General features: G+C 74.4%; 22 protein-coding genes. 16 read left to right on the top strand and 6 right to left on the bottom strand.

The window, feature by feature from the left end; translation table 11 throughout:
• Positions 1-9: 9 nt before the first annotated feature.
• Positions 10-480, bottom strand: a complete 471-nt coding sequence (locus ABT299_RS32960; RefSeq protein ID WP_500253122.1) for a MaoC/PaaZ C-terminal domain-containing protein — start codon at positions 478-480, stop codon at positions 10-12.
• A gap of 203 nt (positions 481-683) precedes the next feature.
• On the opposite strand from ABT299_RS32960, the gene ABT299_RS32965 reads away from it, so the two are divergent.
• On the top strand, positions 684-1,409 hold the full coding sequence (locus tag ABT299_RS32965) for an HD domain-containing protein (RefSeq protein ID WP_500253123.1): 726 nt from the start codon (positions 684-686) through the stop codon (positions 1,407-1,409).
• Positions 1,410-1,434: 25 nt separating this feature from the next.
• Here the strand turns inward: ABT299_RS32965 and ABT299_RS32970 are convergent, their stop codons facing one another.
• Positions 1,435-2,982 carry a class I adenylate-forming enzyme family protein gene (locus ABT299_RS32970; RefSeq protein WP_500253124.1) on the bottom strand — a complete coding sequence of 516 codons (1,548 nt, stop codon included), beginning with the start codon at positions 2,980-2,982 and terminating at the stop codon, positions 1,435-1,437.
• 13 nt (positions 2,983-2,995) lie between these two features.
• Positions 2,996-3,574 (bottom strand): VOC family protein, encoded by a 579-nt coding sequence (locus tag ABT299_RS32975; protein WP_190864618.1) that lies wholly within the window; start codon positions 3,572-3,574, stop codon positions 2,996-2,998.
• Between the two features lie 147 nt (positions 3,575-3,721).
• Here ABT299_RS32975 and ABT299_RS32980 point away from each other — a divergent pair, with 147 nt between their 5' ends.
• The 10 genes from ABT299_RS32980 (at position 3,722) to ABT299_RS33025 (ending at position 14,508) form a co-directional block, all read left to right on the top strand.
• Positions 3,722-4,366 carry a TetR family transcriptional regulator gene (locus ABT299_RS32980; protein WP_190864616.1) on the top strand — a complete coding sequence of 215 codons (645 nt, stop codon included), beginning with the start codon at positions 3,722-3,724 and terminating at the stop codon, positions 4,364-4,366.
• 147 nt (positions 4,367-4,513) lie between these two features.
• Entirely contained in the window at positions 4,514-6,061 is a 1,548-nt protein-coding gene (locus tag ABT299_RS32985) for a long-chain-fatty-acid--CoA ligase (protein WP_500253125.1), read from the top strand.
• Positions 6,058-6,891, top strand: a complete 834-nt coding sequence (locus ABT299_RS32990) for an HpcH/HpaI aldolase family protein (protein WP_500253126.1) — start codon at positions 6,058-6,060, stop codon at positions 6,889-6,891. Before ABT299_RS32985 ends, ABT299_RS32990 begins: the two co-directional genes overlap by 4 nt.
• Positions 6,888-8,003: an alpha/beta hydrolase family protein gene (locus ABT299_RS32995; protein WP_500253127.1), complete on the top strand. Its 1,116-nt coding sequence runs from the start codon at positions 6,888-6,890 to the stop codon at positions 8,001-8,003. The genes ABT299_RS32990 and ABT299_RS32995 overlap by 4 nt, the downstream gene beginning before the upstream one ends.
• The gene (locus ABT299_RS33000; protein WP_500253128.1) at positions 8,000-9,016 is read left to right on the top strand and encodes a phosphotransferase family protein; all 1,017 of its coding nucleotides are present in this window, start codon (positions 8,000-8,002) and stop codon (positions 9,014-9,016) included. The genes ABT299_RS32995 and ABT299_RS33000 overlap by 4 nt, the downstream gene beginning before the upstream one ends.
• Positions 9,013-10,296: a phosphopyruvate hydratase gene (gene eno / locus ABT299_RS33005; protein WP_190864606.1), complete on the top strand. Its 1,284-nt coding sequence runs from the start codon at positions 9,013-9,015 to the stop codon at positions 10,294-10,296. The genes ABT299_RS33000 and eno overlap by 4 nt, the downstream gene beginning before the upstream one ends.
• A complete protein-coding gene (locus ABT299_RS33010) occupies positions 10,293-11,249 on the top strand; it encodes an NAD(P)-dependent oxidoreductase (protein WP_500253129.1) in 957 nt (318 codons plus the stop codon). Before eno ends, ABT299_RS33010 begins: the two co-directional genes overlap by 4 nt.
• On the top strand, positions 11,246-12,646 hold the full coding sequence (leuC, locus tag ABT299_RS33015; protein ID WP_500253130.1) for a 3-isopropylmalate dehydratase large subunit: 1,401 nt from the start codon (positions 11,246-11,248) through the stop codon (positions 12,644-12,646). The genes ABT299_RS33010 and leuC overlap by 4 nt, the downstream gene beginning before the upstream one ends.
• On the top strand, positions 12,646-13,245 hold the full coding sequence (gene leuD, locus ABT299_RS33020; protein ID WP_500253131.1) for a 3-isopropylmalate dehydratase small subunit: 600 nt from the start codon (positions 12,646-12,648) through the stop codon (positions 13,243-13,245). The genes leuC and leuD overlap by 1 nt, the downstream gene beginning before the upstream one ends.
• Before the next feature lie 96 nt (positions 13,246-13,341).
• Positions 13,342-14,508: a cytochrome P450 gene (locus ABT299_RS33025; RefSeq protein WP_500253132.1), complete on the top strand. Its 1,167-nt coding sequence runs from the start codon at positions 13,342-13,344 to the stop codon at positions 14,506-14,508.
• 11 nt (positions 14,509-14,519) lie between these two features.
• Here the strand turns inward: ABT299_RS33025 and ABT299_RS33030 are convergent, their stop codons facing one another.
• Together ABT299_RS33030 and ABT299_RS33035 are read right to left on the bottom strand one after the other, a co-directional pair.
• Complete coding sequence (locus tag ABT299_RS33030) at positions 14,520-14,912, bottom strand: nuclear transport factor 2 family protein (protein WP_500253133.1); 393 nt, start codon at positions 14,910-14,912, stop codon at positions 14,520-14,522.
• A 4-nt stretch (positions 14,913-14,916) separates the two neighbouring features.
• Positions 14,917-16,068, bottom strand: a complete 1,152-nt coding sequence (locus tag ABT299_RS33035) for an MBL fold metallo-hydrolase (RefSeq protein WP_500253134.1) — start codon at positions 16,066-16,068, stop codon at positions 14,917-14,919.
• Positions 16,069-16,198: 130 nt separating this feature from the next.
• Here ABT299_RS33035 and ABT299_RS33040 point away from each other — a divergent pair, with 130 nt between their 5' ends.
• Positions 16,199-17,674, top strand: a complete 1,476-nt coding sequence (locus ABT299_RS33040) for an aldehyde dehydrogenase (RefSeq protein ID WP_500253135.1) — start codon at positions 16,199-16,201, stop codon at positions 17,672-17,674.
• Between the two features lie 68 nt (positions 17,675-17,742).
• Here ABT299_RS33040 and ABT299_RS33045 read toward each other — a convergent pair whose 3' ends face one another.
• Positions 17,743-18,306, bottom strand: a complete 564-nt coding sequence (locus ABT299_RS33045) for a MarR family winged helix-turn-helix transcriptional regulator (RefSeq protein WP_190864598.1) — start codon at positions 18,304-18,306, stop codon at positions 17,743-17,745.
• Between the two features lie 212 nt (positions 18,307-18,518).
• Between ABT299_RS33045 and ABT299_RS33050 the strand changes: the two genes are divergently transcribed.
• Genes ABT299_RS33050 through ABT299_RS33065 form a run of 4 tightly spaced genes read left to right on the top strand, consistent with a single transcriptional unit; the run spans position 18,519 to position 22,539 of the window.
• Positions 18,519-19,604, top strand: a complete 1,086-nt coding sequence (locus ABT299_RS33050) for an ABC transporter substrate-binding protein (RefSeq protein WP_500253136.1) — start codon at positions 18,519-18,521, stop codon at positions 19,602-19,604.
• Between the two features lie 3 nt (positions 19,605-19,607).
• On the top strand, positions 19,608-20,390 hold the full coding sequence (locus tag ABT299_RS33055; RefSeq protein WP_190864594.1) for an ABC transporter ATP-binding protein: 783 nt from the start codon (positions 19,608-19,610) through the stop codon (positions 20,388-20,390).
• Entirely contained in the window at positions 20,387-21,313 is a 927-nt protein-coding gene (locus ABT299_RS33060) for an ABC transporter permease (protein ID WP_500253137.1), read from the top strand. Before ABT299_RS33055 ends, ABT299_RS33060 begins: the two co-directional genes overlap by 4 nt.
• Positions 21,310-22,539, top strand: a complete 1,230-nt coding sequence (locus ABT299_RS33065) for an alcohol dehydrogenase catalytic domain-containing protein (protein WP_500253138.1) — start codon at positions 21,310-21,312, stop codon at positions 22,537-22,539. The genes ABT299_RS33060 and ABT299_RS33065 overlap by 4 nt, the downstream gene beginning before the upstream one ends.
• Positions 22,540-22,619 lie beyond the last annotated feature (80 nt).

A 22,619-nucleotide genomic window follows, 5' to 3' on the forward strand; every position in this document is an offset into this window, starting at 1 on the left:
GTGTCTCGCTCAGCGGGAACCCGCTTCCGCGCTCCGCGCTCCGTCCCGCGCGAAGAACGTGATCCAGTCGGCGACCATCGCCGGGGCGCCCGCGCCTTCCACCTCCAGCTCGTTCCGGGTGAGCACGCGCGTCCCCGCGTCCTTCTCCCGGACGTCGAGGAGCGTCGCCCGCACGCGGACGCGGCTGCCGGTCGGCACCGGGCGCAGGAACCGGACCTTGTCGAGACCGTAGTTCAGCCCGTTCGCGCCGCGCAGCTCCAGCTCCCGCTTGTGGAACGCGACCAGCATCGACAGGAGCAGGAAGCCGGAGACGAGGCGCTCGCCGTCCGGGGCGCCGGACGGCGGCCGGCCGAGGAAGTCCTCGCGCAGGAACGTCGCGTGCCCGAACGCCTCCTCGTCCTCGTCGCGGAGGGGCACCCAGTCCGAGCGGAACAGCTCCTTGCCGACCAGGTCCGGGAAGTCGGCGAGAGAGTAGGCCATGCGAGTCGTCCTTTCGCCGTGCGGTGCGGGGCGGGGGGCGGTGTGGTGCGGGGCGCGTCGGGCCGGGAGGGGCCGATTCTCGCGCACCGCGTGATCCGTCCCGGAACGCGGAACCGGATGATCACGGTCCGCGTCCGATCTGCACGCGGGAACGGATCGCACACTCCGGACCCGGGGACTCCTTCCCGCGAGAGGGGAGCACGGTGCCCGGCTTTCTCGAGACCCTTCCGCTTCACACGATCACCGCGGTGTACGGCGAGGCCGGCCTCCGCGACCGGTTCGCCCGCGAGATCCTCCGCTTCCCCGAGGCGGACTGGCGGCGCCTCAGCACCGCTCTGGCCCTGGCGAGCGACCTGCACCGGCAGGACCGCCGGGTCAGCGAGCCCGCCGTCAACCACCTGCTCCGCGTCACGCTGCGCGTGATGTGCCACTACCGGGTGGACGACGTGGACGTCCTCGCCGCCGCGCTGCTGCACGACTCCGTCGAGGACCATCCCGCCGACCTGGCCGGCGACGGGCACGACGATCCGCGCGAGGCCGCGCTGGACGTGCTGGAGGCGGAGTTCGGGCCGCGCGTCGCCGGGCTCGTCCGCGCGGTGACGAACCCCGTCTACGACCGGGGCGGCGACGTCCACGCCCAGTACCGCGCCCATGTCGCCGAGAGCCTGGACCGCGAACCGGCCGCGCGCATCATCAAGGTGTCCGACTTCACCGACAACGGCGTCGGGCTGATGCACACCACGGGCCCGAAGGTCCGCAAGCTCGCCCGCAAGTACCGGCCGCTCGTCCCCCGGCTCCGCGAGCTGGTCAACCGCCCGGACACCCCGCTGGACGCCCCGGTCAAGCAGCACATCACCGGCCAGCTCGACCGCGCCGACGAGCGCTTCGCCGCGATCCTCCAGACCCACGCCCTCCGCGCCGCCTCCTGACGGGGCGGAGGGGCGGAGGGGCGGGTCAGGCTCGGTCGGTCTCCGGTTGCCGGCGGCGGGCGTTCCGGAGGTCGGTCTTGACGACCTTGCCGGTGGCGTTGCGGGGGAGGGCGTCGGTGAACTCGATCGTGCGGGGGCACTTGAAGTGCGCGATCCGGGTGCGGACCCAGTCGATGAGGTCGGGGCCGGACGGCGCGGTGCCCGGGGCGGCGACCACGACGGCGTGGACGGCCTCGCCCCACCGCTCGTCCGGCACGCCGATCACCGCGACCTCCGCCACGTCCGGGTGCTCGGCGAGCGCGGCCTCGACCTCGGCGGGGAAGACGTTCTCCCCGCCGCTGATGATCATGTCCTTGGCGCGGTCGACGACGAACAGGTAGCCGTCCGCGTCGATGCGGACGACGTCGCCGGTGCGGTACCAGCCGTCCGGGGTGAACGCGGCGGCCGTGGCGTCGGGGTCGCGCCAGTAGCCGCTGGTCAGGGAGTCGCCGCGGATCAGCAGCTCGCCGGGCTCGCCGGGCGGCACCTCCGCCCCGTCCGGGCCGACGACGCGGACCTCCCAGCCGAGGGTGACGTTCCCGGCGCTGGCCAGGTGCGGGCCGTCCGGCACGTGGTCGTCGGGGTGCAGGAGGCTGATGAACGACTGGCACTCGGTGTTGCCGTAGATCTGCCGGAACCGGCAGCCGAGGGTGTCGAGCGCGGCGCGCAGCGACGCCGGGGTGATCGGCGCGGACCCGTACTGGATCTCCCGCAGCGCGGACAGGTCGGGCCGGACGGCGCGGCCCCGCACCTCGGCGACCAGCATGTCGATGAGCGTCGGCCCGGCGGTGAAGAACTCGACGCGGTCCGTCTCGATCGCGTCGACGACGGCGCCGGGCTGGAACGCGGCGTGCACGATCAGCTCCCCGGCGGTCAGCAGGCACTGCATCGCCTGCGCGAACCCGGCGAGGTGGAACAGCGGCATCAGCTGGAGGTGCCGGGACCCGGGGACCTGGTCGCCGATCTCGATGGCGAAGCCGGACAGGCTGCGGATGAGCGAGGCGTTGTCCAGCGGGATCGCCTTCGGGCGCCCGGTGGTGCCGCTGGTGTGCATCAGCCCGAACACGCCCGTGGCGGAGAGCCGCTCGGCCGGGCGGGGAGGCGGGGGAGCGTCGAGCCCGGCGTCCGGGACCCAGCCGCCGTCCGCCGTCCCGATCACCACACGCGCGCGCAGGCCGGGGGCGGCCGCGTCGACCGTGGCGGTGAAGGCGGGGTCGGCGACGGCCGCGACGGGGGTGAGCAGCGCGCGGAGCCGCGCCAGCTCGGGCGCGGCGAGCCGCCAGTTCACGAAGGCGGGGATCGCGCCCGCCCGCATCAGCGCGAGCGCGTGGACGAGGAAGTCGGCGCTGTTGCGCGCCATGACCGCGACGACGTCGCCGTCACCGATCCCGAGCGCGGACCAGCCGCCCGCGCGGCGCTCCACGGCGTCCAGCAGCTCGCCGTAGGTGAGGCGGGCGCCGCGGTCGTCGCGGACGGCGGTCCGGTCGCGGTGCGCGGACGCGCGCCATTCGAGGACGTGGATCCAGCTCTGCACGGCCGGCGCCCCGTCAGCCCTTGAGGGGCGTGTCGCGGTCGGCGGCGGTGCGCGGTTCGTGCGCGACGTCCTCGGGCGTGAAGTCGCGCAGCCAGCACGCGAACTCCAGCAGGATGCCGTCGGGGTCCTGGAAGTAGAAGGACCGGACGTACACGCCGGGGTGCATCTCGCGGGCCACCTGGGTCTCGCTGTCGTCGTGGTTGACGATCGGCGCGACCTTCACGCCCTTGGCCTTCAGCCGGGCCCGGTACTCCTCGAACATGTCGGGCGGGACGTCGAAGGCGACGTGGTTGAGCGAGCCGATGCCGCTGGTCCACTCGCCGAAGCCGGGCACGGTCACCGGCGCGGCGACGCCGGGCGTGGCCTCCGGGGAGTCCGGGAACCAGAAGAAGGCGAGGGAGTTGCCGTTGCCCGCGTCGAAGAAGAAGTGCTGGCCCATGCCGTCCGGCAGGTCCAGGGTCTTGATCAGCTTCATGCCGAGGACGCCGCTGTAGAAGTCCACGGTGCGCTTCATGTCCGAGCAGACCAGCGCGACGTGGTTGAAGCCGCGGATGCGGAAGGCCGGCTCCTCGCCGGCGGTCTCTGCGCTCATGCTCACTCCTCGGATGGGCGGATAACCTAATGCTAACGTCAGATTTACATGCTCCCTCGCGGGGGCCTCGCTGTAAAGGTCCGGGGGCGCCCCCTGGCGGGACGCGGAGCGCCACGGTGCGAGGAGAAACCGGTGTTAGGTTCAGGTGTGGAGAAGGATCAGACCACGCGTCCGACCGTGCGCGGGCGCAGGACGCTCGCCGCGATCGAGGCCGCCGCCCGCCGGATCATCGCCCGCAAGGGCTTCCTCGCGATGACGGTCGCCGACATAGCGCAGGAGGCCGGCCGCTCGCCCGCCTCGTTCTACAACTACTACGACTCCAAGGAAGACCTGCTCGCCCACTGGGCGGACGACTTCCGCGCCGAGGCCAAGGCCCGCGCGGTGGTCGCCTACAAGCACGGCGTGCCGCACCGCGAGCGCGTCATGGAGTCGGCGCGCGCGCACTGGATGACCTATCGCGAACGGCTCGCCGAGATGGTCGGCGTCTTCCAGCTCGCCATGATCAACGAGGAGTTCGCGGGGCACTGGCGCGAGCTGTGCGACGACGCCGTGGAGAGCATCGCGGAGAGCGTCCGGCGCGCCCAGCGGGAGGGCTACTGCCCCGGCGTCGACCCGGGCCTCACCGCCGCGGCGATCGTCGCGATGCTCAACCAGTTCTGCTACGACCGCCTCGCCGGCGCGGGCGAGGACGCCGACATCGACGACGAGGCCGCGATCCGCACGCTCGGCGAGATCTGGTACCGCGCCATCTACTGGCGGGCCGACGACCAGGCCGACGGCAAGGACGGCTGACCGGGCGGGCCGACCGGGCGGGCCGACCGGGTGGGCTGATCGGGCTCGCGACCAGGGCCGACCTCTGACGGGGCGGGGGGCTTGTCAAACCTCGTCCGGCTCTAACATGATTCCAACGTCAGATTTATTTTCGGCAGAGGAGGCCGCATGGGGACGGACGGATCTCCGGCGGGGATGGTCCGGCGCTGGGCGCGGGCGCGCCCGGACGCCCCGGCGGTGTCGACGGGCGGCGGCCGCTCGCTGACGTTCGCCGAGCTGGACGCGCTGAGCTCCCGCCTCGCGCGGGCGCTGCTCGCCGCCGGCGCCGCGCCGGGCGACCGCGTCGCCTTCCTCGGCCGGGACGCCACCACCTGGGCGGTGACCCTGGCCGGGGCGTCGAAGGCCAGGGCCATGGGCGTCCCGCTGAACTGGCGGCTGTCCCGGCCGGAGACCGCCGAGGTGATCGCCGACGCCGCGCCCCTCGCGGTCGTGTGCGAGCCGGAGTTCCTGCCGCTGCTCGGGCTCCCGGCGGCGGACGGCGCCGAACCCCACGTGGTCGTCGAGAGCACTGCCGTCCCGCTGGACGCGTGGCTCGCGGGCCATGACGCCGACGATCCCGACCTGCCCGCCGAGCCCGACGACGTGGCGTTCCTCTTCTACACGTCCGGCACGACCGGCCGCCCGAAGGGCGTGCAGCTCGCCAACCGGAACGTCGCCGCGAACCTCGCCAAGCCCGCGCCGTGGACGATCGGCCCCGGCGACACCGTCTTCGTGCCCGCGCCCACCTTCCACGTCTCCGGCAGCGGCTGGCTGTTCCTGTGCCTCGGCGTCGGCGCCCACGCCCTGTACGTCCGCGACATCGTGCCCGCCGGCGTGCTGCGGCTGCTGGAGTCGGAGCGGGTGACGCACGCCCTGGTCGTCCCGGCGCTGCTGCGGATGCTCGTCCGCGACCCGGTCGCGCGGGAGACCGACTTCTCCCGGCTCCGGACGCTGATCTACGGCGGCTCGCCGATCGCGCCGGCCGTCCTCGTCGAGGCCCGGGAGCTGCTCGGCTGCGACCTCGTCCAGGGCTACGGCCTCACCGAGACGTGCGGGCCGATCACGTTCCTCGGCCCCGCCGACCACGCGCCCGGCGCGCCCGAGCACCGGCTGGCGTCGGCGGGGCGCGCGGTCGAGGGCGTCGAGCTGTCCGTCCGCGACCCGGCCACCGGCGAGCCGCTGCCCGCCGGGAGCGTCGGCGAGATCTGGACGCGCAGCGACATGGTGATGGCCGGGTACCGCGACCGGCCCGCCGAGCAGGCCGCCGCGATGACCCCGGACGGCTGGTTCCGCACCGGCGACGCGGGCCACCTCGACGCCGACGGCTACCTGTTCGTCACCGACCGGGTGAAGGACATGATCGTGTCCGGCGGCGAGAACGTGTACCCGGTCGAGGTCGAGAACGCGCTGATGGCGCATCCCGCCGTCGCCGACGCGGCGGTCATCGGGGTGCCGCACGAGCGCTGGGGCGAGACCGTGAAGGCCCTCGTCGTCGCGCGGGGCGAGCCGCCCGCGCCGGACGAGCTGATCGCCTTCTGCCGGGAGCGGCTCGCCCACTACAAGTGCCCGACCTCGGTCGACGTGGTGGACGACCTGCCCCGCAACCCCAGCGGCAAGATCCTCAAGCGCGAGCTGCGGGCCGCCTACTGGCCCGCGGGCGGAAGGAGCGTGGGATGACCGGGCCGGCGCGCGGCAACCGGGTGAAGCGGGCCCTCGCTGGCGGAGAGGTCGCGGTCGTCGTGGCCGGGCACTCCGCGTCGTCCGACACCGCCGACTTCGTCGGGCAGCTCGGCTTCGACGGGCTGTGGCTGGAGGGCGAGCACGGCGCGGTGACCTGGGACCGCATCGGCGACCTCAGCCGGGCCTGCGAGCTGTGGGACATGGCCGCCATGTACCGGGTGCGGACGCTGGATCCGTCGCTGGTGGCGCGCGCGCTGACCCTCGGCGTGCACGGCATCGTCGTCCCGCAGGTGAGCACCGCCGACGAGGCCCGGCGGCTCGTCGCCGCCGCCAAGTTCGCGCCGCAGGGCGCGCGCGGGGTGTCGCGAGGCCGCCGCTCGTACGGACGTCCGGGATTCCTGGACGAGGAGAACGACGAGACCGTCCTCGTCGTCCAGCTCGAAGACCCCGGCGCGCTCCGCAACGCGGAGGAGATCGCCGCCGTGCCCGGCATCGACGTCGTTTTCGTCGCGCCGAACGACCTCGCGCAGGCGATGGGGCACCAGGGCCGTCCCGACCATCCCGAGGTCGCGGGCGCCATCGACGGCGCGCTCGGCCGGATCGCGGCGACCGGCGCGGCGGCGCCCGGCACGCTGTGCCCCGCCGACCAGGTCGACCGGTTCGCCGTGCTCGGCGTCCGGTTCCTCTACACCTCCTACGACGCCTGGATCACCGCCGGGGCGCGCGACTTCCGCCGCGCCCTCGACGCCGCCACCGCACGGCGCGACCCTCGACAGGGCACCGCACCCGCACCCCAGGGCACCGCACGACAGGACGGAGCAGCATGACGATCGAACGCACCTTCGTGGGCCTCCCCTCCCCGGTGATCGGGCGGGCCGGCGCGGGCGGCCACCCCTGCCAGGGCCTCTACCACCGGCGCGCCGGGACGAAGCCGAAGATCGCCTTCATCGCGACGCACTACCAGATCGACTTCTCCGAGCACTACCTCGCCGAGTACCTGGCCGAGCGCGGGTTCGGGTTCCTCGGCTGGAACACCCGGTTCCGCGGCGACGAGAGCCACTTCCTGCTGGACCACGCGCTCGTCGACATCGGCGTGGGGGTGCGGTGGCTGCGCGAGGTCGCGGGCGCCGAGACCGTCGTGCTGCTCGGCAACTCCGGCGGCGGCTCGCTGATGGCGGCGTACCAGTCGCAGGCCGTCGAGCCGCACGTCACCGCGCTGCCGGGCCTGCGCCTCGCCGCCGGCGTCGACGACCTGCCCGCCGGCGACGCGTACATCTCCGTCGCCGCGCACCTCGGCCGTCCCGACGTGCTCACCTCCTGGATGGACGCGTCGGTCACCGACGAGTCCGACCCGCTCGCGACCGACCCGTCCCTCGACCTGTTCGACCCGGAGAACGGCCCGCCGTACAGCGCCGAGTTCCTCGCCCGGTACCGCGCCGCGCAGGAGGCCCGGAACCGGCGCATCACGGCCTGGGTGAAGGACGAGCTGGCCCGGCTGTCCGCCGCCGGGTACCACGACCGGCCGTTCAGCGTGTTCCGCACCTGGGCCGATCCGCGCATGGTGGACCCGTCGATCGAGCCGACGAACCGGCGCCCGAACAGCTGCTACCCGGGGAAGCCGGAGCGCGCCAACCGGTCGGTGTTCGGGATCGCCGCCGCCTGCACGCTGCGCACCTGGCTGAACCTGTGGAGCCTGGACGACTCGCAGACCCGCGCGCACCCGCACCTCGCCCGCATCACCGTCCCGTCGCTGGTCGTCAACGCCGACGCCGACACCGGCGTGTTCCCGAGCGACGCCGCCGCGATGTACGACGCGCTCGCGGCGGAGGACAAGGAGCGCCACGACCTGTCCGGCGACCACTACTTCCTCACGCCGGACGGTGCGCGCGACGGCCTCGCCGACCTGATCGCGTCGTGGCTCGGCAAGCGCTTCCGATGACGGCGGAGGTCCCCGCGGAGATCGCCGCCGGGCTGCGGCGGCTCGGCCTCGCGGGCCCGGGCCCGGTGCGCGGCGAGCCGCTGACCGGCGGCGTCTCGTCGGACGTGTGGCGGGTCGACCTGCCGGACGGTCCGGTCTGCGCGAAGCGCGCGCTGCCGCGGCTGAAGGTGGAGGGCGACTGGCGGGCGCCGACCGAGCGGTCCGGGTGGGAGGCGCGCTGGCTGGCGCTGGCCGCCGAGCTGCTGCCCGGCGCGGCGTGCCGTCCGCTCGGCTACGACGCGGACGGCGGGGTCCTGGTCCTCGAATGGCTCGACCCGTCCGTCCACAGGGTGTGGAAGGAGCGGCTCGCCGCGGGCGACGTCGACGTGCCGGTGGCGGCCGAGGTCGGGCGGCGGCTCGCCGTCCTGCACTCCGGCGCCGCGCGCGGGCGGCCCCTGTCCGAGTGGGAGCCCGCGCGGGAGCTGTTCGCGACGCTGCGGATCGACCCGTACCTGGCCGCGACGGCGCGCGCGCACCCCCGGCTCGCGCCGCACATCGAGGCACTGGCCGGAGGGCTCGCGTCCGCCGCGATCACGGTGATCCACGGGGACGTCAGCCCGAAGAACATCCTGCTCGGCCCGGACGGTCCGGTGCTGCTCGACGCCGAGTGCGCGAGCCCCGGCGACCCCGCCTTCGACCTGGCGTTCTGCGCGAACCACCTGCTGCTCAAGGCCGTCTGGCGGCCCGCCGGGCGCGCCCGCTGCATCGACGCCGCGCGCGCACTGGCCGCCGCCTACCTCGACGGCGCGGACTGGGAGCCGGCCGGGGGACTGGAGGCGCGGGCCGCGCGGCTGCTGCCCGCGCTGGCGCTGGCCCGCGTCGACGGCCTGTCCCCGGTCGAGTACCTCGGCGCGGACGCCCGCCGGACCGTCCGGCACGCCGCCGCCCGCCTGGTCGAGCGGCCGCCGGACGGGTTCGCCGACCTGACCGCCCGCTGGCTCGACCTCACCGACACCCCCGGAGAACCCGCATGAGCACCGAGATCGTCTCCGTCACCGGCCACCGCCGCTGGGACTCGCGCGCCCGGCCGACCGTCGAGGTCGTGGTCCGCACCGCGTCCGGCACCGGACGCGCCCTCGCCCCCGCGGGCGCGTCGACCGGGTCCGGCGAGGCGGTCGACCTGCGCGACGGCGGCGCCGCGTTCGGCGGGCACGACGTGACCCGCGCGGTCGCGGCCGTCAACGGCGACATCGCCGAGGCGCTGGCCGGCATGGACGCCACCGCCCAGGCCGCCGTCGACCACCGGCTCGAAGAACTCGACGGCACGCCCGGCTTCTCCCGGATCGGCGGGAACGCGGCGGTCGCCACCTCGATGGCCGTCGCGCACGCCGCCGCCGCGTCCCGGGGCGTGCCGCTGTGGCGGCACCTCGACCCGGCGGCGACGCGGCTGCCGCTCCCGGAGATCCAGGTGTTCGGCGGCGGCGCGCACGCCCACGGCCGCCTCGACCTCCAGGACCTGCTGGTCGTGCCGCTCGCGGCGGGCTCGTTCGCGCAGGCGCTGGACTGGGCCGCCGAGATCCACCGCAGCGCGGGCCGGTGGCTGGACGAGCGCGGACGGCTCGCCGGGACCGCCGACGAGGGCGGCTGGTGGCCCGCGTTCGACTCCAACGCCGAGGCCCTCGAGGCCCTCGTCGCCGCGATCGAGGGCGCGGGCCTCACGCCCGGCGCCGACGTCGGCATCGCGATCGACGTCGCCGCGACCCAGTTCGGCTCCGGCGGCACGTACCGGCTGGCCCGCGAGGGCCGCGAGTACGACCGCGACGGCTGGGGCGAGGTGCTGCTCGGCTGGCTCGACCGGTTCCCGATCGTGTCGGTCGAGGACCCGTTCGCCGAGGACGACCCCGACGGCATGGCGCTCATCACCAAGGCGGCCGGCGACCGGATCCAGATCGTCGGCGACGACTTCCTCGTCACCGACGCCGACCGCGTCCGCGCCGCCGCCGCCCGGCGCACCGCCAACACCGTGCTGGTCAAGCCGAACCAGGCGGGCACGCTCACTCGCGCGCGCGCCGCGCTGGACGCCGCCGCCGAGAGCGGCCTCGGCGCGATCGTGTCGGCCCGGTCCGGCGAGACCGAGGACGTCACGATCGTGCACCTCGCGGTCGGCTGGGGCAGCGGCGGCTTCAAGGTCGGGTCGTCGGCGCGCGGCGAGCGCACCGCCAAGTGGAACGAGATGCTCCGCGTCGAGGAGGAGCTCGGCGGCGCCGCCCGCTACGCCGGACGCGCCGGGCTCGGGCCGGGACTCGCACCGTGACGCCCCGCGTCCTGTGCCACCTCGCGCCGACGCCCGCGCTGCGCGCCCGTCTCGACCCCCTCCTCGACGGCCTCGACGTGCGCTGGTGCGCCGAGGACGACGAGGACCGGTTCGCCGCGCTGCTGCCCGGGACCGACGTCCTGTGGCACGTGCTGCGCCCGATCACGGCGGACGACCTCGGCCGCGCCCCCGGTCTCCGGCTGATCCAGAAGCTCGGCTCGGGCGTCAACACCATCGACCTGGACGCGGCCCGCGCGCGGGGCGTGACCGTCGCGAACATGGCCGGCGCGAACGCGCCCGCCGTCGCGGAGGCCGCGCTGGCGCTGATGCTCGCCGCGCTGCGCCGGGTCGTCCCGCTGGACGCCGCCACCCGCGCCGGGCGCGGCTGGCCGCTCGACACCGCGCTGGCCGACCGGGTCGGGGAGATCGGCGGGCGCGTCGTCGGCCTGGTCGGGCACGGCGCGGTCGCGCGGCGGCTGGAGGCGCCGCTCACCGCGCTCGGCGCGACCGTGCTGTGGCACAGCCCGTCCGGCACGGCCGCCGACCCGTCCTGGCGGCCGCTGGACGAGCTCCTCGCCGCGTCCGACATCGTCTCGCTGCACCTGCCGCTGACCCCGGGCACCGAACGGCTCATCGACGCCGGCCGGCTCGCCCGGATGAGGCCGGGCGCGATCCTCGTCAACACCTCGCGCGGCGGCGTCGTCGACGAGGCGGCGCTGGTCGAGGCGCTCCGCACCGGCCGGCTCGGCGCGGCGGGGCTCGACGTGTTCGCGACCGAGCCCGCCGACCCGGCGAACCCGCTGCTTGCCTTGGACAACGTGGTCGTGCAGCCGCACGTCGCGTGGCTGACCGGCGAGACCCTGGAGCGCTGCGTGGCCATCGCCGCCGCCAACGCGCGCCGCCTCGCGTCCGGGGCGCCGCTGCAGAACGTCGTCCAGGGAGCGGACTCGTGACCGCGCTCGCCGACAAGGTCTGGGACCGCCACGTCATCGAACGCGGCGACTCCGACCTCCTCTACATCGACATGCACCTGCTGCACGAGCTGACCTCGCCGCAGGCGTTCGAGGGACTCCGGATCGCGGGACGTCCCGTCCGGCGGCCCGACCTCGCCGTGGCGACCGCCGACCACAACGTCCCCACCGGGCCCGACCCGCTGTCCCTGCTCGACGGCCTCGCCGCGCGGCAGCTGCGCGTCCAGCAGGAGAACTGCGCGCGGCACGGCATCGAACTGCACCCGCTCGGCTCGCCCGGCCAAGGCGTCGTGCACGTCATCGGCCCCGAGCTGGGCCTGACCCAGCCCGGCATGACGATCGTCTGCGGCGACAGCCACACCGCCACCCTCGGCGCGTTCGGCGCGGTCGCGTTCGGCATCGGGACGAGCCAGGTCGAGCACGTCCTCGCCACCCAGACGCTCTGGATGCCGCGGCCCCGCACCATGGCCGTCACGGTGCGCGGGACGCCCCGTCCCGGCACGTCCGCCAAGGACCTCGCCCTCGCGATCACCGCCCGCGTCGGCACCGCCGGCGGCACCGGGACCCTCATCGAGTACCGCGGCGACGCGATCGCCGCGCTGCCGATGGAGGGCCGCATGACCGTGTGCAACATGGCCATCGAGTCCGGCGCGCGCAGCGGCATGATCGCCCCCGACGACACCACGTTCGCCTACCTGGAGGGCCGCGAGCGCTCCCCGCGCGGGCGGCTCTGGGAACGCGCGCTGGACGACTGGCGCACCCTCCGCACCGACGACGGCACCGCCTTCGACCGCGAGGCCGTCATCGACGCGGCCGCCATCGGCCCGCAGGCGAGCTGGGGCACCAACCCGGCCCAGACGACCGGCATCGACGGCACCGTCCCCGACCCGGCCTCGCTCGCCGACCCCGCCGAGCGGGCGGCCGCCGAACGCGCCCTCGCCTACATGGACCTCGCCCCCGGCACCGCCCTCCGCGACATCGCCGTGTCCACCGTCTTCATCGGCTCCTGCACCAACGGGCGCCTCGCCGACCTGCGCGCCGCCGCCGAGGTGCTGCGCGGGCGCCGCGTCGCGCCGTCCGTCCGGGCGCTCGCCGTCCCCGGCTCCACCCGGGTGAAGCGGCAGGCCGAGGAGGAGGGCCTGGACGAGGTGTTCCGCGCCGCCGGGTTCGAGTGGCGCTCCTCCGGCTGCTCGATGTGCGTCGGGATGAACGGCGACGTCGTCGAGCCCGGCGCGCACAGCGCGTCCACGTCGAACCGCAACTTCGAGAGCCGCCAGGGACCCGGCGCGCGCACCCACCTCGTCTCGCCCGGGTCCGCCGCCGCGTCGGCCGTCCTCGGGCACCTCGCGAGCGCCGCCGACCTCGGGGAGGCGCGCTGATGGAACCCGTCACGCGCGTCGCCGGACGGGCCGTGCCGCTCGACCGGTCCGACGTCGACACCGACCAGATCATCCCGGCCCGCTGGATGAAGCGCGTCGAGCGCACCGGGTACGCCGCCGGGCTGTTCGAGAAGTGGCGCCGCGACCCCGCGTTCGTGCTGAACGACCCGGCGTACCGGGGCGCGCCGATCCTGGTCAGCGGCCCGAACTTCGGGTGCGGCTCGTCCCGCGAGCACGCCCCGTGGGCGCTGCGCGACCACGGCTTCCGCGCGATCATCGCGCCGAGCTTCGCCGACATCTTCCGCGGCAACCTGCCCAACAGCGGCCTCGTCCCGGTGCAGGCGGCGCCCGCCGTCGTCGCCGCCCTGCTCGCCGCGGTCACGGCCGACCCCGCGACCGAGATCGTCGTGGACGTCGCCGGGCGGACCGTCCGCTGCGACGGCGTCTGCGACGCGCCCTTCGAGCTGGACGCGTCCGCGCACCACCGGCTCGTCCACGGCCTCGACGAGATCGACCTGACGCTCGCCCGCGACGAGGCCGTCACCGCCTACGAGCGCACCCGCCCGCCCTGGATGCCGACCGGCCGCCCCGGGATTTGAGCGCGTCCGAAACGGGGGATCCCAGCCGGGGGCGCCCCCGGAGCCTATGATCGCCGGCGTGCGGCCGCGGGGCCGCGCGCGGCGAGCGGGAGTGCCATGAGCCATCCTCGGATCGACTTCGACCCGTTCGGCGAGCCCCGCCCGGCCGGGACCACCCACGCGATGCTGGACGAGCTCCGCGAGCGCTGCCCGGCCTTCCACAGCGGCGCCCGGCACGGGTTCTGGGTGCTGACCCGGTACGCCGACATCCTCGCCGCCTACCAGGACACCGCGTCGCACTCCAGCCGGGCCATCGCCGTCACCGACCCGGACCCGTCCTACCGGTGGATCCCGGTCATGCTGGACCCGCCCGAGCACACCACCTGGCGGCGGCTGCTGCGCCCGCTGTTCACCCCCGCCCGCGCCGCCGCGATGGAGGACGGCGTCCGACGGCGGTGCGGCGAGCTGATCGACGCGCTGGCCGGCCGGGGGGAGTGCGACTTCGTCACGGACTTCGCCCGCCGCTACCCGACGGCCGTCTTCCTGGAGTTCATGGGCCTCCCGGTCGACCGGCTGGAGGAGTTCCTGCGGTGGGAGTACGCGATCCTGCACGCGCCCCCGGCCGAGGGCGGGCGCACCGAGGCCATGCGGAGCGTGGCGGCCCTGTTCCGGGAGCTGATCGCCGAGCGGCGGCGGGACCCGCGCGACGACGTCGTCAGCGCCGCGCTCGCGTTCGAGCCGGACGGCAGGCCCGTCACCGACGACGAGCTGCTGCAACTGTGCACCCTGCTGTTCCTGGCCGGGCTCGACACCGTCGCCGCGCAGCTGTCGTACTCGTTCTGGCACCTCGCCCGCCACGACGCCGACCGGGCCCGGATCACGGCGGATCCCGGCATCGTCCCGGACGCCGTCGAGGAACTGCTGCGCGCCTACTCCCTGGTGCTGCCCGCCCGCAAACGCGTCACGGACGCCGCGTCCCACGGCTGCCCCATGGGCGCGGGCGACATGGTCATGCTGCCGCTCGCGATGGCCAACCGCGATCCCCGCGCGTTCCCCGACCCGCGGACCGTCGACTTCGACCGCACGCCCAACCGGCACATCGCCTTCGGCGCCGGACCGCACCGCTGCCTCGGCTCGCACCTGGCCCGCTTGGAACTGCGCGTCGCCGTGGAGGAGTGGCACCGCCGCATCCCGCACTACCGCGTCCCCGACGGCGCCTGCCCCACCGAGCACGCCAGCCTCGTCCTGGGCCTGGACACCCTCCCCCTGGCCTGGGGCTCCTGACACGCCACCGCTCAGCGGGCGGGGCGGTACGGGTCCAGGCAGCGGCTCTGGGTCGGGTCCATGTACTCGTCCAGGCGGGTGATGCGGTCGTCCTTCACCGTCACGATGAAGCAGGCCCGCAGCGTCAGCTCCGTGCCGTCCGGCACGACGCCCCGCAGGACGTGCTGCTGGACGTACCCGTCCGGCGTGAGTCGGCGCCGGATCTCGGTGTACCGCATGTCGCGGAGGGTGGCGGTGAGCCAGCTCAGCACCCGCAGGTTCTCCTCGGGGCCGATCACCTTGTCGTCGGTGTTGTGCCAGATCTCCGCGTCCGGGGCGTAGAGGGACGTGCGGATGGCGTCCAGGTCCCCGGCCTCGACGGCGGCGATGAACTCGTCCGCGAGGCGCTCGATGGATCGTTCCACGACGTCAGCCCCGCTTCCGCGGCAGCGGGACGGTCACCAGGTCGTTCCCGACGACCACCGGCCCCCGGTACGACTTGCGGGCGCCCTGGTACCAGACCCGGTCCGGCACCATGCTCGGCTTCGCCGGGCCGAGATGGCTGAGGACGAGCTTCCCGGCGCCCGCCAGCCGCGCCACGTCCCCGACCTGCGTGACGTCGGTGTGCGCCTCCTTCAGGTGCTCGATGAACGCCTCGTTCTGGTTCTTGTCCTTGTAGTAGTTCACGCTGACGGCCTCGTGCACGAGGACGTCGCTGCCGTGCGCCAGCTCGATGATGTTCTCGTGGTACCCGGTGTCGCCGGAGAAGGCGATCACGCCGTCCGGCGTCTCGCAGCGGAACCCGAACGCGGGGAACACCAGGCCGTGCGCGCCGAGCGTCGCCTGCACGCGGATCCGGTCGTCCTCGAACACCGTGAACGGGCGGATGCGCGGGGCGCGGTTCTTCAGCGGGTCCGCGCCGGTCCGGGACACGTCGATCTCGGTGAGGTCCAGGATCGACTCCGGGTGGAGCGGCGTCGCCCCCTCCCGCCCGTAGATGTTGAACGTGTAGGCGTTCGCGGCGAGGCTGCCGTTGATCAGGTCCTTCAGGCCCGGCGTGGGGTCGTCCGGGTTGACGTTCGGGACGGGGCGCGGCCCCGCGAACGGCGGCCCCATCGCTCCGGCCGGGCCCGGCCCGAGCACCCGCACCGGCGGCACCAGCGCGTCACCGTCCGGGCTCACCTGCGCCAGCATCAGGTAGTTGAACAGGTCGGCCGTGTGGTCGGCGTGCAGGTGCGTCACGAAGACGGCCCGCAGCGACTTCAGCGGGAGCCCGGCCCGCACGTACTGGCTGACGGACCCCCGCCCGGCGTCGAACAGGTACGTCCGATCGCCGACCACCACCGCGCTGGAGATCCCGAACCGCTCCGCGATCGGCACCGGCCCGCCCGCCGTGCCGAGCAGCACCAGCCTCGTCCGCGCGTCCGACGGGCCGCGGTCGGGCCGCGCCGGCGCCGCGAGCGCCCGGCCCGGGGCGCCGACCGCGCCGAGGGCGGCCATCCCCGCCACCGCCGCCGATCCGATGACCGCCCGCCGCGACGGCCGTGCCGCCGCCGTCCCGTCCGCCTGCCCGTCGCACATGCCAGCTCCGATCCGTGCCGAGAATGAAGCTGACATTAGATTCAGAAAGAGTCCGGGCGCAATACCCCGAAAAAGCTGGGTTCTTGATATCTTTGCTCCAAGCTATCTACGGACACGGGAGGGCGAGGCGATGGACGCTGGCGGTGCGGACGAGATCCTGGTCGGCGGGGTCTGGCGGCGCGGGTCCGGGGCGGGGTTCGCCTCGCTCAGCCCCCTGGACGGGACGGTGATCGCCCGCCTGCACGGCGCGGACGCCGCCGACGTGGACGAGGCGGTGCGGGCCGGCGCCGCCGCGGCGGCCGACCCCGCCTGGCGCGACCTGCTGCCGCACGAGCGCGCCCGGTACCTCGTCTGGATCGCCGACGGGATCGCCGGCTCGGCCGAGCGGCTCGCGGCGCTCCAGACGCGCGACACCGGCAAGTCGATCAACGAGACCCGCGCGCTGGTGCACAGCGCGCAGGCCACGTTCCGCTACTTCGCGGCGGCGCTGGAGACGCTGGAGGGGGACCTCACGCCCTCGCGCGGGCCCTACCTGAGCATGAGCGTGCACGAGCCGATCGGCGTGGTCGGCGCCATCACCCCGTGGAACTCGCCGATCGCCAGCGACGCGCAGAAGATCGCCCCGGCGCTCGCGGCGGGCAACGCGGTCGTGCTGAAGCCGGCCGAGTGGACCCCGCTGGTGGCGCTCGCCCTCGGCCGGGTGGTCGAGGAGGCCGGGCTGCCGGCGGGCCTGCTGTCGGTCCTGCCCGGACCCGGCGGCGTCACCGGCGACGCGATCGTCCGGCACCCCGGCGTCGGCAAGGTGTCGTTCACCGGCGGCACCGCCACCGGGCGCGCCATCGGCGCGGCGGCCGCGGAGAAGATCATGCCGGTCTCGCTGGAGCTGGGCGGGAAGTCCCCGACGATCGTGTTCCCCGACGCCGACCTGGAGCGGACCATCGCGGGCCTGCTGTTCGGCGTCTTCTCCTCGTCCGGGCAGAGCTGCATCGCCGGCTCGCGCGTCTTCGTCCACTCCTCGGTGTACCGGCAGGTCGTGGACGAGCTCGTCGCGCGCGCCGGGCGGCTCCGCGTCGGGCCGGGGACCGACCCGGCGACGCAGGTCGCGCCGCTGGTGACGCACGCCCACCGGGACCGGGTCGCCGGGATGGTCGACCGGGCCCGCGCGGAAGGGGCGCGGGTGCTGTGCGGCGGGCGGGCGCCGGAGGGCGACGCGTGGTCGCGGGGCGCCTACTACCTGCCGACGGTCCTGGACGGGCTGCCGAACGGCTCGGCCACGTGCCAGGAGGAGATCTTCGGCCCCGTCCTCGTGGCGCTGCCGTTCGAGGACGAGGACGACCTGATCGCGCAGGCCAACGCCTCGGTGTACGGGCTGGCCTGCGGGATCTGGACGCGCGACTACCGGCGGGCCTGGCGCGTCGCCCGCCGGATCGAGGCGGGCACGGTCTGGATCAACACCTACAAGCAGTTCAGCATCTCGACGCCGTTCGGCGGCATGAAGGCCAGCGGGATCGGCCGCGAGAAGGGCCGCGAGGGGATCCTCGCCTACGCGCGGCAGAAGAGCGTCTACTGGGACCTGGCGGAGGAGCCGCTCCCCTGGGCCTCATGAGGGCAGTGCCCGTGAGGAGCAGTGCCCATGAGGAACAGGGCCCCGTGAGGAGCGGCGCCTCCCGGACGTCAGACGGAGTTGCGGGACGAGCGGCGCGGGCGGCGCGGCGGGGCGACGGCACGGCCGGCGACGGCGGACTCGATGGACCGCTGCAGCAGGAGCAGGCCGTCGATGACCCGCGCGCGCTGCTCCGCCGTCAGCCCGGCGAGCAGGGTCTCCTCGTTCGCCAGGTGGCGGGCGAACACGTCGTCGATGAGGCCGAGGCCGACCTGCGTCAGCTCGGCGAACATCACCCGCCGGTCGTTCGGGTGGGGGCTGCGCCGGATGAGGCCCTGCCGTTCGAGCGCGTCCAGCCGGCCGGTCATCGCGCCGCTGGACAGCAGCGAGGACTCGGCGAGCTCGGAGGGCGTCTTGCGGTAGGGCGGGCCGCCGCGGCGCAGGTTGGCCAGCACGTCGAAGGACTTCGGCGTCAGGTCGTACGGGGCGAGGAACGCCTCGAGCTCCTGGCGGGAGAGTTCGGCGACGTGGCGGAGGCGGCCGAAGACGCCGATCGGCGAGGGGTCGAGGTCCGGACGCTCCCGGCGCCAGTCGTCCAATGCCTTCCCGACCGTGTCCGTTGCACCGTCGTCCATTGCACCGTCCGTGTGATGAGTGGGGCGGATCCGTGAGCCGTCCGAAACAATAGCGGAACCAAGATATCTTGACACAAGTAATTTAGGTCCCAGATACTTCGGGGCGAACCACCTGCCGCCGAGCCCCCGGCGGGACACCGCTCGGACGGCCGCGCACCGCCACGGACGGCCCCCAGCCCGCGCCGCCGAGCCAGCTTTCACACGAGGTCACGATGCACATAGCTTTCGCCGCCGTCCGCACGGCCCGCCGGAGCCGCCGGGGCCGCCGGGCCCTTTCCGGCGCCGCACTGGCGCTGACGGCGGCACTCGCCCTCTCGGCATGCGGGGACTCGAAGCCGGAGAAGGACGCCTCCGGACGCACGAAGGTCACCGTCCGCACCGACGTCTTCTACACCGGCGCCGTCCTGCCCCTCATCGTGGGCGTGCAGAAGGGCATCTACGCCAAGCACGGCCTCAACGTCACGCTCAACCCGGGGAAGGGGTCGGCGACCACCCTGCAGACGGTCGCCAACGGCTCGGACGACATCGGCTACGCCGACGCCGGCGCGCTGGTGCAGGCCGTCGGCAAGCACATGCCGGTGAAGATGGTCGCCGGGATGGTGCAGAAGTCGCCGCTGGCCGTCTTCGCCCGCAAGGACTCCGGCATCACCGGTGCCAAGGACCTGGCGGGCAAGACCGCCGGGTTCACCGCCGGCTCCGCGCCCGAGACGGTCTTCCCCGCGTTCGCCAAGGCCACCGGCCTCGACCCGGACTCGGTCAAGCTCAACAAGGTCGACGTGCCGACCCGCGACAGCCTGTTCGTCCAGGGCAAGACGCAGTTCACCTTCGGGCTCCTCAACGTCACCGAGCCGAACATGAAGGTCAAGTGCAAGTGCGACCTGACCGTCCTCGGCTACGCCGACTCCGGTCTCGACGTGCTCAGCTCCGGCATCGTCACCTCGAAGAAGTTCGCCGACGGCGACGCCGGCACGCTCCGCAAGTTCCTCGCCGCGACGGCCGAGGCGGTGCAGGCGACCGACGCCGACACCGACGCGGCGGTGGAGTCCTTCTTCTCGTTCGTGAAGACGACCAGCCTCTCCAAGGAGGTCGTCAAGCAGCAGTGGCAGGCGTCCGCGAAGCTGCTCACCACCGACCGGACGAAGGGCCAGCCGTTCGGCTGCACCTCCGCCGACGACTGGAAGAGCACCATCCGGGTGATGGAGCAGTACGGCGGCGTCGACCCCGGCAAGATCACCCCGGCGGACGCCGCGAGCAACGCCTTCCTGTCCGGCTGCTCCGACGCGTTCGGAGGGAAGTAGCCGATGGCCGGCGCGACCGCCCCCTTCATCGAGTTCGACCGGTTCACCAAGTCCTTCGACGCGGTCACCGCGGTCAGCGAGATGTCCTTCGAGCTGGAGCGCGGCGAGTTCCTCGCCATCGTCGGGCCGAGCGGCTGCGGCAAGAGCACCCTGCTGATGGCCCTCGCCGGGCTGACCCAGCCGTCCACCGGCCAGGTGCGGGTGCAGGGCGAACCGGTCCTCAAGCCCTACACCGACCTCGGGTTCGTCTTCCAGGGCGCGGAGCTGCTGCCCTGGCGGACGGCGCTGCAGAACGTCCTGCTGCAGAGCGAGATCCGCCGCGCGCCCCGGCAGGAGGCCGAGCGGCGCGCCCGCGAACTGCTCGGGCAGGTCGGCCTCGGCGGGTTCGAGGACTCCTACCCCGACGAGCTGTCCGGCGGCATGCAGCAGCGCGTGGCGCTGTGCCGGGCGCTGCTGCACGACCCGCAGATCCTGGTGATGGACGAGCCGTTCGGCGCGCTCGACGCCCTCACCCGCGACCAGATCCAGATCGACCTGCAGCGGATGTGGATGGAGCGCCGCAAGACGGTCGTCTTCGTCACCCACAGCATCGACGAGGCCGTCTTCCTCGCCGACCGGGTGCTGGTGTTCTCGCCGCGCCCGGCCCGCATCGCCGCCGAGTTCCGGGTGCCGCTGGAGCGCCCGCGGCACCTGAGCGCGCGGACCGGCCGGGAGTTCGCCGACCTCGTCGGCGAGATCCGCGGCGTCTTCGAGAACCTCGGCGTCCTGAGGGAGGAGCCCAAGTGAGCGGCACGGTGCGGTCCAAGCACGCCCGAAAGAGGACAGGGCAGGGGCCGGGACCGGCGGGCGGCGGGGCGACGCCGCCCGCCCCGGAGCGGCCCGCCGCCCAGGCGCGGGCGGCCCGGCGTCCGGCGGGGAAGCGGTTCCTGGAGTCCCGGGCCGCCGACTGGGTGCTGCCGCTGATCCTGGTCGCGATCATCGTCGCGGTGTGGCAGGCCGTCTGCGCGTCCGGCGCGGTGGAGGAGTACGTGCTCCCCGCGCCCGGCGACGTCGTGGGGAAGATGTTCGGCGACTTCGGCACGTTCGCCGACCAGTCCGTGCCGACCATCGTGGCGATCTTCGCCGGGTTCGCGCTGGCCGTGGTGGTCGCGCTGCCCATCGCGGTCGCCATGGTCTACAGCGGCGTCGCGCGGCGCGCGATCTACCCGCTGCTGATCATCGCGCAGGTGGTGCCGAAGGTGGCGATCGCGCCGCTGTTCATCATCTGGTTCGGCTTCGGCCAGCTGCCGAAGGTGCTGATGGTCGCGCTGATCTGCTTCTTCCCGGTGGTCATCGACTCGCTCGTCGGCTTCAAGGCGGCCCGCCCGGAGAGCCTGATGCTGGTCCGGTCGATGGGCGCGAGCCGCTGGCAGGCGTTCTGGAAGATCCGCTGGCCGTGGGCCCTGCCGAGCATCTTCGCGGGCGTCAAGGTCGGCATCACCCTCGCCGTCGTCGGCGCGGTGGTGGCCGAGTTCGTCGGCGCCGACAAGGGCCTCGGCGTCCTGCTCATCACCGCCCGCGGCGACATGGACAGCCTGACGGTGTTCGCCTCGATCGCCTGGCTGACGGTGATCGGGTTCGTGCTGTTCGTCCTCGTGGAGGTGCTGGAGCGGGTCCTGCTGCCGGGCAAGCGCGGCGGGCGCTCGCACGAGGCGTCGGGCTCGCTGTGACCGGCGCCGCTGTGACCGGCGCCGGACCGTCCGGCGGGGGAGCGTCCCCGAACGGGACGCAGCGCGCCGTCGTGTACGCCGGGCCCGGACGCGCGGTCGTGGGCGAGGCGCCGATGCCCGCCCTGGAGACCCGGGCGGCGCCCGGCGTGCTGCCCCGCCGCTGCGACCACGGCGTGATCGTGCGGACGCTGGCGACCTGCGTCTGCGGGTCCGACCTGCACACGCTGCACGGGCCGGGCGCCGCCGAGGGCATGGTCCTCGGGCACGAGCTGACCGGCGTCGTCGTCGAGACGGGCCGGGACGTGGAGCGCGTCAGGGTCGGCGACGTGTGCTCGGTGCCGTTCAACGTCGCCTGCGGGCGGTGCGCGAACTGCCGGGCCGGGCGCACCGGGCACTGCCTGCGCACGAACCCGGCCCGGCCCGGCGCCACCTACGGGATGGGCGAGGGCTTCGGCGGATGGGCCGGCATGCAGGCCGAGTACGCGCTGGTCCCGTACGCGGACTTCAACCTGCACGTCTTCGCCGACGCCGACCGCGCCCGCGAGCGGCTGCTGGACGTCGCCATGATCGGCGACATCCTGCCCACCGGCTACCACGCGGCCCGCTCCGCCGGCGTCGGCCCCGGCTCCACCGTCTACGTCGCCGGGGCCGGGCCGGTCGGCCTCGCCTCGGCGGTCGCGTGCCGGATGCTCGGCGCCGCCGCCGTGATCGTCGGCGACCTCAACGCCGAGCGGCTCGCGCACGCCCGCGACGCCGGGTTCGCCGCCGCGGACCTGGCGTCCGGCGAACCGGCCGAGATCGTCGCCGAGACCGTCGGCGTCCCGTACGTGGACGCGGGCATCGACTGCGTCGGCGTCTCCGACGCGACGGTGGCGGCGGCCGGAGCGGACGGCCGGACCCCCGTCGCGGCGGCGCTCAACGACATCATCGGGGTGGTGCGCCACGGCGGCGCCATCTCCGTCGCGGGCGTGTACCCGGCGGGCGCCCCCGGTGCGCGGCCGCCCCTGGGCGTCTGGCTCGGCGGCATCTGGTCCAAGGCCATCACGGTCAGCTCCGGCGCGACGCCCGTCCGGCGCTACCAGGACGAGCTCGCCGCCGCCGTGCTGCTCGGCGGGGTGGGCATCGCGGACGCCGTCCGCGCCACCGCGGTCCCGCTGGAGCAGGGCGCCGACGCCTACGCGCAGTCCATGGCGGGGGCCGGGCGCAAGTTCGTCCTCGTCCCGTGAGGCGCGCGCCCGCCGCATAACGCTCGGCCACACGACGGCGCCGGGACCGACAAAGGTGCCGGCGCCCTGAGTGGTTGTTG

Source organism: Spirillospora sp. NPDC000708, assembly GCF_040299565.1.
Classification (GTDB): domain Bacteria; phylum Actinomycetota; class Actinomycetes; order Streptosporangiales; family Streptosporangiaceae; genus Spirillospora.